The sequence below is a fragment of the Neobacillus bataviensis genome, from assembly GCF_019969725.1.
Genome location: NZ_JAHXYW010000005.1, coordinates 37,395 through 51,347 on the forward strand (window position 1 = coordinate 37,395; position 13,953 = coordinate 51,347).

The window sequence follows — 13,953 nt, forward strand, 5'->3', positions numbered from 1 at the left end:
TTGTGCATAAATAAAAAACTGCTCCCAGATTAGATATCTGAAAGCAGCTTTTGGTTAAATAGTTGATAAGTTTTCGATATTCATATTTTTCTCACTTAGGATTTTTTGATATTTCCTGCTGACGGAAGACTGGCTGATTCCCAGTGCTTTTGCGGCCTTGGTAGTGGTCTTGTACTGGTTCATTGCCAGGACAATCAGTTGTTCCTCGACATGATCGATTGCTTCCTGTAATGGGATAACCCTGGTGATAACGGGCTTCATTTTTTTGTGCTCATAACCGAGTGATAAGAACTGGCTGACAAACTCGGCATCAATCGCCGAATGATCTGCTGTTACCACCAATCGTTCAATAATGTTTTGCAGCTCCCTGACATTACCCGGCCATGGATAGAATTCCATGACATTCACGGCATCTGGGGTTAAATGATAATTTCGATCATATTTTTCATTAAGCTTCTGCAGAAAATGGAAAGACAGTAAGGAAATATCTTCCGTCCGCTCCCTTAATGGCGGAATATGGAGAGGAATTACATTCAAGCGATAAAATAAATCTTCTCTGAAGGTCCCTTCCTCAACCATTTTTTCTAATTTTTTGTTCGTAGCGGCGATGATTTGCACATTGACCTTGATTGGCGTAGTGCTTCCAATTGGAATAACCTCCTGCTCTTGAAGCACTCTGAGCAGTTTCACTTGAAGATGCATCGGCATCTCGCCAATTTCATCAAGAAACAAAATACCTTCATTGGCCTGTTTAAAATACCCTTCTTTTCCATTCTTATCGGCACCCGTAAAAGCACCCTTTGCATAGCCAAACAATTCGCTTTCCAATAAGTTTTCCGGAATTGCCCCGCAATTTAATTTGAGGAATGGTTTTGAAGATCGCTTTCCTAACTGGTGTATCGCTTGGGCTATCACTTCTTTTCCGACCCCTGATTCGCCGTGAAGGAGAACGGTTGAGGAGAAGTCGGCGATTTTCTTCACTTGATTCATAATCTTTTCCATCTTTGGACTGCAGTAGATCAGCTTTTTTAAGAAGCGGTCTTTCGATTTAAAATCATCTAATTCTTTCTTATATTGTTCTGATATCTTGCGCATTTCCAAAAGTTCGCTTTTTAAGCGGGTTGTCTCGGTAATATCCCTTGAAGCCACAATGATCCGGTCCAGTTCCCCTTTTTCATTAAAAACAGGATTTCCGACGGCTAGAATTTTTCGGCCCGTTTTTGTTTCCTGAACAACGGATACCTTTTTTCTTTTTTCTAAAACAAGTCTGGTAACTGAGGGGGTAAACAGCCCTTGATCCTCAAGCTCAAGAATATTTTTTCCAATTAATTCTTTGAGATCGACCTTCCAAAAATCCTGAATAATATTATCGCTAAATCTGATTAATTCTCCTTTGGCATTAACCACAAGGATTTCATCATATATACTTGACAGAATAGCATTTAAGTCTTTATTCAAGTCCTTAATATATTCAATTTCCATTGCCATTTCTTCGACCATCGGCAAATCCTGGACAACGATAATGATTCCTTCGACCACATCATCATAATTCATAATCGGGCTGTAATCGACGAGGACACCCATTTCGTTCGTAATCTCCAGGTGGTTAAGGAGGGTTTTTCCGGTTGAAAACACATTGTCTATATGTTCTTTGCTAAATATCGTTTCTGCAGGAAAATTTAAGACTTTTTCGGCTGTTGATTTAATCATTTTTAATCCAGCTTCATTACAATTGATGATGCGTTTTTCCTTATCCAGGACAAATATCCCCATCGGTATGGAAGTTAAAATAATTTTAAGCAAATCAACGCTTTTATTCTCTTGTTTAAATAGCTCGGCCAGAACATCTTCTCTTCTTATGTAGCCTGAAGGTTTACCATCTTCGCCTTTTATGATCGCAAACGGCTCTCCTATAATTTGAAACAAAGCAGGCAGAGAAATATTCTCGCTTAAATGGCAAATACTTTCGATGGACTTTGCGTGGTTGAGCAAAATATCTTTTGAAAAATGATTCTCTTTCAGCCTTTCGAGCAATTGATTGTTTAACGATACATAGGCAAATAATTGATTTTGTTTTTCTAAGAATATAAAGGGTTCTTTTATATTGTTTAAGGTTGATTTTAATTCTTCTTGATGTTCTGCTGTGACTGAAATAATTGGCTTGATTTTTTCCATTTCGACGGAAAACATATTTTTCATCCCCTTCTATCCTATCAACCTTATACTACCACTTTAATCAGAATTTTTTAAATAAAAAATCATTAAAAAAGAAGATGCATAGTCCATCTTCTTTTTCAATCGTTTAATCACTGCCAGTTATAAATAAATCTTCTTTTATATAGGCAAGGACCATTCCAGGAATAACGTTATCTCCTTCCTGTACCTCGAGTGACTCTACCTCACCACTAACACCGGTTTGGATCATCTTCACATTTCCGTCATCAGCTTTTATCACGAATAATGGTTCCCATTCATAAATTCTTTCTTCATTTTTGATTGCAACTTTTTCTATTCTCCCGAAGCACGGGCTTATAACCACTCCTAAGTACATCGAGCATCTCCTCCAATCCCTGCTTAATATTGTTCCTGATAGGGCGCCGTTTGTAATACAAGACCAAAGAACTCTTGGAATTCCGGAATGTCCTCATGCTCGATACCAAGTCTGTCGGCCCAAAGTTCCTCTGCATAGGTGTCCTCTCGGCAGAGCAGGACCATGTTCCCTGTTTGTATTGAGGTTACCATTGCTTTTCCAAAAAAATGCTCTGAATAGCCGATTGTCAAATCATAACGATGATTATTGGAAATTAAGCAAAAGTAATGTAAAAGCTGGCGTTCTTTTTGTTCAGATAAAATTTCTAATTTCATCTTTATTCCTCCCTTTTAATATTTCAGCCAGCCTCTAAGTCTTGAGGCTTCGGCTAATTTCTGAATTCCTTCGATATAAGCAGCAATTTTTAAATTAACACTATATTTTTTGGAGGTATTAAAAACATTTAGGAAACTCTGAGTAATTTTTTCTTTGAGTCTTTGATCAACGGTTTCCTCCGTCCAATAATATCCCTGGTTATTCTGACACCACTCGAAATAAGAAACGATCACACCGCCTGAATTTGCAAGTATATCCGGTACAACGAGAATCTCTCGTTCATCGAGAATTTTCAGCGCTTCTTTTGTCGTTGGCCCGTTGGCCGCCTCGATTATAATATTGCAGTTCATCCTGCTGGCATTTTGTTTATGAATGACCCCGGAAATCGCTGCTGGAATTAAGACATCGCATTCTTTTTCTAATAATTCCTGATTTGTTATCGAGCTATTAAAGCGATTGGATACAATCCCAAACGAGTCTCTATTTTCGAGGAGAAATGGGATATCAAGGCCGTTTTCATCATATAAACCGCCAAGGACATCGCTGATGCCAACAACGTTAGCTCCTAAATCATATAAATACTTTGCAAGGTAGCTTCCTACATTTCCAAATCCTTGAATGATGATTTTCAGGTCCTCAACTGGCTGTTTCTTTAATTCGCATACCATCTCAAGGGTGTACAAAACGCCCTTTGAGGTGGCTGTTTCTCTTCCTTTTGAGCCGCCTAGTGCAATGGGTTTTCCTGTAATAAAACCTGGTGAATCAAATTCACGGATATGATCGTATTCATCGAGCATCCACGCCATAATTTGCGAGTTTGTATACATATCCGGTGCCGGGATATCCTTGGTCGGGCCCACAATTTGGCTGACCGCTCTAACATAGCCCCTGCTGAGGCGTTCCAGCTCATCAAGGCTCATTATTCGGGGATCGCAGACAATCCCGCCCTTAGCCCCGCCGTATGGAAGTTCGGTAATCCCGCATTTTAAGCTCATCCAGCCCGCTAATGCCTTTACCTCTTCAGGGGTCACATCCGGGTGGAAGCGTATTCCGCCTTTTGTCGGACCTGATGCATCATTATGCTGTGCCCGATATCCTTGAAAAATCTCTGTCTGCCCGTTATCCATCCGAACAGGAATGCTTACCTCTAAAAATCTCATCGGCTTCTTTAAAAATTCAAAGACCTGCGGCGGATAATTCAGGATTTGGGCAGCCTCTCTGAGTGTTTCCTGAAACTCAATTAAAGAGTTATCCTTTTCCCTTAATACCTCGCTCTTTTTCAAATCTAAAGAATCGATTACCATCATAACACCTCATTTTTTGTTGTTATTAAGGTAGAAGCAAGATTCGTGCCAACTTAAGAAAGGGGGAATATTGCTGCTTTTTTCGAAAAAGAATTTAGGTATTATGAAAAAGTGACTGATTTTATTCATCTCTGCATAATTCGTTTTTCGTATCCTGATGAAGAGATTGTAGTCTGATGGTATACTTGAGTTTTAAATTTTCCTGTAATGGGTAGATTCATTGATTTTAGTAGTTTAAGTCCAATGTGAGGGGAGTCGATATGTAGAAATTGGCAGAATTCTGTTTTTGTTATCCAAGGCTTGATTAATAGAAAATAATCATGGATGGCATGAATATGTGCATTATTGGATTGAGCATTGCACTTCGGACAATTCCATTTTCCTCTTTTATAAACCATTGGTATGGAGCAGCTTTCAGGGCACTGTACACCTGTTTGTATATCATTGGGAGATAAATGGTAGGTTTTTAGGATATCAGGGTTATCTGGTGTGTGGTTGGTCAAGAGGAGACGCTTAATTTTGTTAAGCTCTTTTTTGTTTAGTTTTTCTACTTTATAATATTTTTCTATTTGATCTATTTTCTCTAAGAGGTTTTTGCTATTACAAATATGTTGAGTAATCTGTTCATTTCTTATTTCCGTTCTTATGATTGTTCTATCGTTACTATTGATAAAAAAATAAAGAATTGGAAAATCAGGGCAATTATGTTCTCGAAGCCAATTTTTTAGTTTCCTAGCCTGCAGTTTTGCTTGTAGGACAGGATTCTTGATTCTTTCTTCATTTCCATTCCTTTTGCATGTGGCTTGATTTTGTTCCTTTTCAAATGATAGCTCTCCCGACATGTTTTTGACTTCAAGTACAATGCCAAAAGCTGAACATAAGAGAAAAAAGTCCATTTGGAAGTAATATTCACGATATAAAAGCCGTAGTCCATGAAATATTAGGTATTTCGAGTTGGATAGCATACTTAAGTAGAAGCCTAAAGATTTCTCTCCGCGAAAACCAGCCATTCTGCCTTTATAATCTGCCAACACTTCAGGCCATTTGGGATGAAAAGTGGACAATCTCCTAGTAAGTGCCTCCAGTTTTTCAATCCTTGGTGTTATTTGAATTTCTTTAGCGAACAAAATACCACTCCCTTTACATTTTTTTCAGTAAATTCTCCTTATTTCTTCCAAACTCCTGCAATAATCGACATTAATTGTGACTATATTATGAATTTAAAATCCCTCTTGAGACGGGGGAATTTTTCACTCGCTGTTTTGGAGAGTTTACTCGCCAAAACGTATGATTTACTCGCCAAAATCCCATATTACTCGCGGATTTCCACTCTTTACTCACGAATTTTCCCATTATACTCGCCATTCGTTTCCACACCCACAAAACGACCAAAAAGCCAGGCATCACGCCTGACTCAGGTAACTTCCACTTATAAAGAAGTAGGTTTCTCCGCTTCATCAAAATGAAGATCCACAATACTCGTTTTAGATATTTTGGTTTTAAAGGCTAAATAGATTAACCCGATGACTATCCAAGCAATTCCTCCGATGAGGGCATCTGCTTGGAGGTTATACCACAAAATCCCCGTGGTGCCTGCTCCAAGGATGGGCATTACAAGAAAAGAGAAAATATCTTTTCCGGTTTTATATCGCTTTTGACGGAAAACGAAATGGGCAATAACCGACAAATTAACAAAGGTAAACGCAATCAATGCACCAAAGTTAATAAAGGAAGAAATAAGCTCAAGGCTCGGTGCTACCGCAAGCAGTGAAACTACCCCGACGAGAATTACATTAAAAGCAGGAGTCCGAAATTTTGGATGAACCGAACCGAATAGCTTTTTCGGAAGGACACCGTTCCGTCCCATTACATATAATAGACGTGCCACACTCGCATGGGATGCCAGCCCGGAAGCGACAGTTGCAGCAAACGCACCTGCAAGAAAAACTAGTTTAAAGAGCGTTCCTCCAACAAACAAGCCAATTTCGGGTAACGTATCATCCGTTACTTTAAACCCCGAAATATCTGGGAATAAAGCTTGGGCGAAGTAACCACAGACAAAAAAGATGGCGCCGCCGATTAAAACCGTTAACATAATCGCTTTCGGCATCGTCTTTATATCAGAGGCCTCCTCAGCGTACATCGTGACAGCATCAAAACCAATAAAGGAAAAACAAACCACTGTGGCACCAGTCAAAACAGCACCAAAATGGATATTGGAATGAAAAAGCGGTTCCGTAGTGAAAATCGTCCCTTGCCCCATTCCTTGGGATAACTTCACAAAAGCGAGAACTATAAAAGCACCAATTAAGACAACTTCAAAAATAACAAGAAGGGAATTCAAATTTGAGGTTTTACTCATACTCCATACGTTAATGGCAGTAACGATAGCGACATAACAGACCACCCAAATCCATGCTGGAACCGAAGGAAAGACGGATACCATATAAATTCGGATAATCAAGGCATTTACCATGGGTAAGAGGATATAATCAAGCAAGGCTGCCCAGCCAACGATAAATCCAAGATGGGGGCTCATAGTTTCTCTCGTATACGTATAGGCAGATCCAGCGCTTGGAAACACTTGAACCATTTTTCCATAACTAATCGCTGTAAACAACATTACAGCCAATGCCGTTAGATAGGCAAGAGGAACAACACCATTTGTTTCTTCAGAAACTATTCCGAATGTATCAAATACAATAGTCGGCGTCATGTAGCCTAATCCAAGGCCTACAATGGCCCAGAGGCCAAGTGACCGCTTAAGGGTAACATTCTCCAATTTGAACAACTCTCCTTTTTTAAAAAATAAATGTAAGCAGTTTCATTTTTGTTCAAATCAATATGAAAACCAATAGAACCTCCCCTTCGAAATAATTATATTACTATTCAAAATAGTTGCAATTTTTATGCCAACAATTTTTAACTAAATAATTAATAAAACAACCCTAAAATCTATGAAATTTTGCATAATCTAATCTGATTTGCATAACAAGGGCATCAAAAAAGCCTTCAATCTAGAGAATGATTAAAGGCTTAAAGGTTCATTATGCTTCTTCTGTTTTAAATTGCGGCGGCGCTGCTCGGAATGCTTTTGTTAGATAGAGCAAATACACAAAGCCGAATCCAAACCATATAAGACCCATGATCAAGGAACTTATTTCAAGATTTACCCACAGGATTCCTACTGCAGCAGCACCAATTAATGGCATGATGACGTAATCAAAAAATCCTTTTGGTGACCGATGCATTTTTTGCCGGACGGCAAAATGACTTATAACAGAAAGATTTACGAATGTAAACGCCATAAGGGCGCCAAAATTAATTAACGACGTAGCAGTAACTAAATCAAAGAACCATGCTGATAAAGAGATGACACCGACAAATATAACATTAAACGCAGGCGTCCTCCATTTTGGATGGACAAAGCCGAACCATTTCTCCGGAAAGACTTTATCCCGCCCCATTACATACAATAATCGCGATACACTTGCATGTGAAGCTAGCCCAGATGCTAGAGTATTGACAAAGGTTGTACATAAGAAAATCGATTGAAACAACTTTCCCCCCACATACAGAGCGATTTCCGGCAGGGCTGCATCCGGATTTTTGAATCTTGAAATATCAGGGAAGAATAACTGAATAAAGAACGATGTGGTGATAAAAATGACTCCTCCCCATAAAGCTGTTAAAAGGATCGCTTTTGGAATTGTTTTTTCTGGATTTGGTGTTTCCTCAGAGAGGGTTGAAACCGCATCAAAACCAAGAAAGGAAAAACAGAGAATCGTTGCTCCTGTAATTAGGACTGGAATGGTCATCCCTTCCACAAAAAAAGGCTTAAGGCTAAGCACAGTTCCGGCTCCTTCGCCTCCATTCAGCCCTTTAACGACAAGGATGATAAAGACGATCATAATCAGGATTTGCACGGCCACAAAAATGGAATTAAAATTTGCCAGAATATTAACGCTGCGTAAATTAAGAAAGGTAACTATTCCGACAAATACTAATACCCAGATAAAATCAGGAACGGATGGAAACAAAGCATTTAAGTATAGTTTGGTTAATAAAGCGTTGACCATTGGTAAAAATAAATAATCAAGTAAAGAGGACCAGCCAACCAGAAATCCTAAATGACCGTTTATCGCCTTTTGTGTATAAGTATAAGCCGAACCTGCCTGAGGAAAAACCTTTACCAGTTTGCCGTAGCTTGCCGCCGTGAAAAGCATGCCAATCAATGCAATAATGTAGGCACTTGGTACGTGACCATTGGTTACCCCTGAAACAATCCCAAACGTATCGAACACAACCATGGGGGTCATATAAGCAAGCCCCATAATAACAATCTGCCAAAGCTTTAACGATCTTTTCAACTTTACGCCATTTTCCACCTATCATACCTCCCCTTTTTTTAAACCGCTTTCAATTCAAGAGAACCCCTTTGCCTTTTTAAAATTTTTTATTCCCCCTTATTTTTAAAATCAGTATGTATGCTTGCAATTTCCGTGCCAATTATGAAGAGCTCCTACCTTTTATTTGGCATAAAACTTGCATCAAATAATTTTGAAAAAACAGAAATGGGGGAATCTAAAAATGCACTATCCTTTATCACCAGACGTAAAACCTGAATTTTGTACGACAGGCACGTTTATGAGGCTGCCTTCCGCAAGAGAAAATGCGAAATTAGCGATTGTCGGCATGCCGTTTGATACTGCCGCATCCTTCCGTGTTGGGGCCCGATTCGCACCGCAAGCCATTCGTCAGGCGTCAATGACCTTATTTCCGTATCATCCGATTCACAAGGTGTATCCGTTTGATGATTGCAATGCCATTGATATTGGCGATGTTTCCGTGATCCCTCATAATATCCATCGCAGCTACGAGGTCATTGAAAAAGCAGTCATGGAATTGATGGAAAAAGGAATCATTCCCATTGGGCTTGGCGGAGACCACTCAGTGACGTTGGCCAACTTAAGAGCAGCTGCCAAGGTGCACGGACCTGTTGCATTAATTCATTTTGATTCCCATACCGATACATGGGATACCTATTATGATGAAAAATATTGGCACGGTTCTCCATTCATCCGAGCCTATGAAGAAAATCTGCTTATACCAGATAAGGTTTTTCAGGTTGGGATTCGAGGGACACTCAACCATCCAGGCGATATTGATGCTAGCAAAGACTTGGGCTATCGTGTCATTACGACACCTGAATTAAAGGAGCGTGGAATGGAGGATGTTATAAGAGAAATCAAACAAAAAATTGGGGATACTCCTTGCTTCCTTAGCTTTGATATAGATTTTGTCGATCCTTCCTGTGCACCGGGAACGGGGACACTCGAGGTCGGTGGATTAAATAGCTTTGAAACCTTACAAATTATTCGTTCCCTAACAGACTTTAATTTTATTGGTTTTGACTTAGTCGAAGTGCTGCCGCCATACGACCCAACTCAAATTACTTCCCTGCTCGCAGCCACCATCATTCATGATTTTGCTAGTTTAGTAGCACTTAAAATTAATAAATAAATACAAAAAAGCAGTGAGACTCCCTTTTTGGAAATCCACTGCCTTTTTGTATAAATATCTATTTTTATAGAATGTTAATAATTATCTTGCAAAGCGATGATTTCCGATCGTTACGGTAACTTGGCGTGATAGAATCCACTGACTTTGCGCGGTTTTAGGGTTGTAGAAAAATAATGAGCCGTTTCCTTTTCCACTAAAAGCGATTGCTTCATTAACGGCTCTCTTTGAGGCATAATCCGCTGGCTGATTAATCTGGCCGTTTTGGACAGGTGTAAAAGCATAGTGCCCATTTGCAATTTGATAGATAACTCCACGAACTGTGTTTGGGAAGTCAGGGCTTTTTACTCTATTTAAAATGACTGTAGCAACTGCTACTTTCCCAGCATAAGGTTCTCCTACTGCTTCTGCACGGACAAGACGTGCCATTAGATCTTTCTCTGCTGCTGTATAAGGGGAGTTCGGGATCAGCATATTTTGTCCTGTATAAAGTGGCTTAGAATGATTAGCCGCCATTAAACTATTTAAAGGCACACCAAAACCTTTTGCAATTTTCCAATAAGTTTCTCCAGACTGAATTTTATGAGTTGTCGTAGCCGCCTCTGTTTTTCCATTTACCGTAAATGCTGACATTGATAAGATAAGACCAGCTGCAATTACTAGTTTTTTAAATTTGTTCATTTGAAAACCTCCTAGATTAGTAGCTCGTTTCTCTACAACTAAGGCTACCAGTTGTAACATACGAATTCATTAGCCAAAAAATGGAATGCAAAAACTAGCAAACAGACCGCCTGATATCAAAGCGTTCCTAACCGAAATGGAAGGTCTATCCTATTTATATTAAACTCCATAAAAATGAATTATTGGATATTGAAGGGATTATTATTACATTTTGTTTCAGCCATGTAACATGGAAACGAGAAACTTTCACCAAACTGACAATAATTTCCTTTAATTCACACAGGATTTCACGAGTATTATTGGAAATAATATAACGAGATGATATAAAGGAGGATTTCAATTGAAAAATCAATTAGTGGACGTACTTAACAAACAAATTGCCAATTGGTCTGTTTTGTATATGAAATTACATAACTATCATTGGTACGTGAAGGGCGAACAATTTTTCACACTTCACGCAAAATTTGAAGAATTCTATAATGAGGCCGGGCTCCATGTCGATGAATTGGCAGAACGTTTGCTTGCAATTGGAGGTAATCCTGTCGCAACCATGAAAGAATGCCTTGAAATCTCATCCATTCAAGAAGCAACAGGCACAGAAAAAGCTGAAGAAATGGTTCAATCGATTATTAACGACTTTTCAATCATCATTGGGGAAATAAAAGAAGGAATGAGTCTAGCTGGGGAGTTAGATGATGAAACCACCGGCGATATGCTGCTGGCTATCCATTCAGGTTTAGAGAAGCATGTTTGGATGCTGACGGCATTCCTTGGCAAAACAATTTAATTTACTTAAAGTCCAACATTTTATGTTGGGCTTTTTAAATTAGAATTATTATTAAAAAGGTTTGACTTTTATTTAGTATTAATATTATTATTGTAATTAAGAAAAAATTTTAGGAGGTACCCCCGAATGTCTAAACATGAAGTCATCGTATATAGCAGTACTGGCTGCCCTTATTGTGAAAAGGTAAAATCGTATCTTAAAGAAAAGGGAATTGAATTTGAAGAACGGAATGCCTCGATTCAAAAAGAATATTTTGATCAGTTAAAGGAACGGAAAATTTTCGGAACACCCGCGACCTTTATTAATGGAAAGCTCGTTTTAGGCTTCCAGGAGAAAAAATTCATTAAACTTCTTGGGTTGTCAGAAGAAGACAAGCCAGCCGCAGCAGCACCCCCACAACTTGAAAGTGAAGAATCCATTTTCCAGCCAGTCAATGAAAAGACCCTTGAAGAAGTCTATGACTTTGTAACCATTGGCGGCGGACCTGCTGGAGCGTCTGCTGCTGTTTATGCTGCCCGCGGTAAATTAAAAACCCTTGTCATTGATAAGGCACCAAAGGCAGGAACTTTAGCAATTACTCATAAAATCGCTAACTATCCAGGCGTGCGTGAGGAAGTGACAGGTCTTGAACTGCTGACAAGAATGCAAGCACAAGCAAAAGACTTTGGTGCAGAATTCGTCCGCTCTACTGTTCTTTCTGTTGATTTTTCAGATGAAATCAAAATGATAGAGGTAGCTGAAGGAACGATTAAGGCGAAAAGCGTTTTTATTGCCGTTGGCGCAAAAGCTCCATCCAGTAAGATTAATGGGGAAGAAGAATTCACCGGCCGCGGTGTCAGCTACTGTTCAACCTGTGATGCCGCCTTTTATCAAGATCAGGTTGTCGCTGTTGTCGGTGATAACGACGAGGCTATTCATGAAGCTGAAACACTTGCTAAGTATTGCAAGACCGTTAAAATATTAATTCCTACTGAGTTAAAGGGTGATACTGACCTTTCATCCCTAGAAGATAATCCAAAGGTCCAAATCTATCGACGTCACCGAGTAAGAGAAATTATTGGTACAGATAGTGTTGAGAAATTAGTGATTCTAAATGATAAAAAAGAAGTTGAAACTTGGAATGTCGATGGTATTTTCTTATATCTTGGCGGAATGAAACCGGGGACTGATTTCCTCAATGGAGCCGTCATGAGAGATGAAGAAGGTTATGTGATCGTTGACGACCATCTTCGTACAAATGTTGATGGAGTGTTTGCAGGCGGCGACGCTAGAAGAACACCGATTAAACAAGCCGTTATTTCTGCAGCTGATGGTGCGATTGCAGCATTAAGTGCTGAACAGCACGTCAACAAACGATCCAAACTAAGACCGCAATATAGCTAATTTCAATCTTTTTACTGCAAATCAACGTTTGTCCATTTCAATTTTCTCCTATTTGCATAAATTGTAATTATTAAATAGGAGGTGACTTTGAAATGGGACACAGTAGCACAAGCTTTGCGCTAATCGTTGTGTTGTTTATCCTTTTAATCATTGTTGGTGCATCTTGGATGTACTAATCATGGCAATGGCCATTACACTTTAATAAAAAGAGGGCGGTAAAATCTCATGGTTTTACTGCTCTTTTTTGTTCAAAAATAAAGAGACTATCCTTGGATAGTCTCTTCTTCCTTTTGACTGCGGGCAAGAATCACTAAGCTGATCGTTATGGTAATAAAAGCAATCAGCGCTAATAGGGGAATCGTAATAAATCCCAGCCAATTGATATAGTCCTTTGAACAGGGAACCCCGCTTGTACACATTTCAAACTGTTGTAAATAGGGAATCTTTTGCAATAAAGTATGATAGCCTGATATTAGGATTCCGATGATTGACAGCGGCAATACATATTTATAAATTCCCTTATCGTTTCGGTAGACAGCAATCCCCAATATGATGGCTAGCGGATACATGAATATCCGCTGATACCAGCAAAGCGTACATGGTACAAAATGCATGACTTCACTAAAGTACAAGCTGCCGAGTGTTGCAATTAAAGCTGCAACCCACGAGACTACTAAGGATTTATTCATGCTATTTCCCCTTTGCCGCTTTATCAACCATCTTTTTTAAGTCTTCCATACTTCCGCCTTCAAACTTCTTGCCATTTACGAATATGGTTGGCGTTCCAGTTACACCTAATTTTTCAGCATAGTCCATATCCTTTTTCCAAGCAGCATCCGATTTCTTGGCCTGGAAGTTTTGGACAACCTTTTCCACATCTTTATCACTGGCTACTTCTTTCAACGTATCTGTTAGAAACTTTTCCGTATATAGATCGATTTGTTCATATTTAGTATCTTCTGGCTGTTTTTTGTAAAGAAGATCATGGAACTTCCAAAACGTGTCGTTTCCTAATTCCTGGTAAACAGATTCCGCAAATTTAGCAGAGCGTTCAGAATCAACATTGATAAACGAATCATTCATAAAATACAATTTGGCCTTCCCTGTATCCACCAAATCTTTTTGAATTAGAGGAATTACTTGATCGGCAAAGTTTTTGCAATTTGGGCATTTATAGTCGCCGAATTCAATAATGGAGACTGGTGCAGATTTATCGCCCAGGAATGGCTGATTAGCGTAATCAATTTTTTCGGAAGCGGTATTATTCTGATCCTTATTATGATTTCCGAAAAAAATAAGCGCCAATATTCCAACGGCAATTAGACCCACTACCCAGAAAATAAACTTTGATGATGAATTCTTACTATTTTTCGTGTATTTTTTGTTATTTGCCATAAACAGACTCCTTATGT

14 protein-coding genes are annotated in these 13,953 nt (G+C 39.0%); 4 read left to right on the plus strand and 10 right to left on the minus strand.

Going from position 1 to position 13,953, the window contains the following annotated elements; all coding sequences use genetic code 11:
* Nucleotides 1-54: 54 nt before the first annotated feature.
* The 7 genes from LC455_RS14065 to LC455_RS14095 form a co-directional block, all read right to left on the minus strand.
* Nucleotides 55-2,190: a sigma 54-interacting transcriptional regulator gene (locus LC455_RS14065; RefSeq protein ID WP_223591715.1), complete on the minus strand. Its 2,136-nt coding sequence runs from the start codon at nt 2,188-2,190 to the stop codon at nt 55-57.
* A 112-nt stretch (nt 2,191-2,302) separates the two neighbouring features.
* Nucleotides 2,303-2,551, minus strand: a complete 249-nt coding sequence (locus tag LC455_RS14070; protein WP_223591716.1) for a biotin/lipoyl-containing protein — start codon at nt 2,549-2,551, stop codon at nt 2,303-2,305.
* Nucleotides 2,552-2,574: 23 nt separating this feature from the next.
* Entirely contained in the window at nt 2,575-2,865 is a 291-nt protein-coding gene (locus LC455_RS14075) for an SAV0927 family protein (protein WP_223591717.1), read from the minus strand.
* Nucleotides 2,866-2,880: 15 nt separating this feature from the next.
* Complete coding sequence (locus LC455_RS14080) at nt 2,881-4,170, minus strand: Glu/Leu/Phe/Val family dehydrogenase (RefSeq protein WP_223592251.1); 1,290 nt, start codon at nt 4,168-4,170, stop codon at nt 2,881-2,883.
* Between the two features lie 125 nt (nt 4,171-4,295).
* A complete protein-coding gene (locus LC455_RS14085; protein WP_223591718.1) occupies nt 4,296-5,201 on the minus strand; it encodes a nuclease-related domain-containing protein in 906 nt (301 codons plus the stop codon).
* 398 nt (nt 5,202-5,599) lie between these two features.
* Complete coding sequence (locus tag LC455_RS14090) at nt 5,600-6,952, minus strand: APC family permease (RefSeq protein ID WP_223591719.1); 1,353 nt, start codon at nt 6,950-6,952, stop codon at nt 5,600-5,602.
* Between the two features lie 265 nt (nt 6,953-7,217).
* Nucleotides 7,218-8,558, minus strand: a complete 1,341-nt coding sequence (locus LC455_RS14095; RefSeq protein WP_317851439.1) for an APC family permease — start codon at nt 8,556-8,558, stop codon at nt 7,218-7,220.
* Nucleotides 8,559-8,760: 202 nt separating this feature from the next.
* Between LC455_RS14095 and speB the strand changes: the two genes are divergently transcribed.
* The gene (gene speB, locus LC455_RS14100) at nt 8,761-9,693 is read left to right on the plus strand and encodes an agmatinase (RefSeq protein WP_223591721.1); all 933 of its coding nucleotides are present in this window, start codon (nt 8,761-8,763) and stop codon (nt 9,691-9,693) included.
* Nucleotides 9,694-9,774: 81 nt separating this feature from the next.
* Here the strand turns inward: speB and LC455_RS14105 are convergent, their stop codons facing one another.
* Nucleotides 9,775-10,371, minus strand: coding sequence for a cell wall hydrolase (locus LC455_RS14105; RefSeq protein ID WP_223591722.1), 597 nt, complete (start codon nt 10,369-10,371; stop codon nt 9,775-9,777).
* Between the two features lie 340 nt (nt 10,372-10,711).
* On the opposite strand from LC455_RS14105, the gene LC455_RS14110 reads away from it, so the two are divergent.
* From LC455_RS14110 to LC455_RS14120, 3 genes are all read left to right on the plus strand, one after another.
* A complete protein-coding gene (locus LC455_RS14110) occupies nt 10,712-11,158 on the plus strand; it encodes a Dps family protein (protein ID WP_223591724.1) in 447 nt (148 codons plus the stop codon).
* Nucleotides 11,159-11,284: 126 nt separating this feature from the next.
* Nucleotides 11,285-12,541 carry an FAD-dependent oxidoreductase gene (locus LC455_RS14115; RefSeq protein ID WP_223591726.1) on the plus strand — a complete coding sequence of 419 codons (1,257 nt, stop codon included), beginning with the start codon at nt 11,285-11,287 and terminating at the stop codon, nt 12,539-12,541.
* 92 nt (nt 12,542-12,633) lie between these two features.
* Nucleotides 12,634-12,717, plus strand: coding sequence for a YjcZ family sporulation protein (locus LC455_RS14120; protein WP_223592253.1), 84 nt, complete (start codon nt 12,634-12,636; stop codon nt 12,715-12,717).
* An 87-nt stretch (nt 12,718-12,804) separates the two neighbouring features.
* Here the strand turns inward: LC455_RS14120 and LC455_RS14125 are convergent, their stop codons facing one another.
* On the minus strand, nt 12,805-13,230 hold the full coding sequence (locus LC455_RS14125) for a disulfide oxidoreductase (RefSeq protein WP_223591727.1): 426 nt from the start codon (nt 13,228-13,230) through the stop codon (nt 12,805-12,807).
* A gap of 1 nt (nt 13,231) precedes the next feature.
* Nucleotides 13,232-13,936 carry a DsbA family protein gene (locus LC455_RS14130; protein WP_223591729.1) on the minus strand — a complete coding sequence of 235 codons (705 nt, stop codon included), beginning with the start codon at nt 13,934-13,936 and terminating at the stop codon, nt 13,232-13,234.
* Nucleotides 13,937-13,953: the final 17 nt, after the last annotated feature.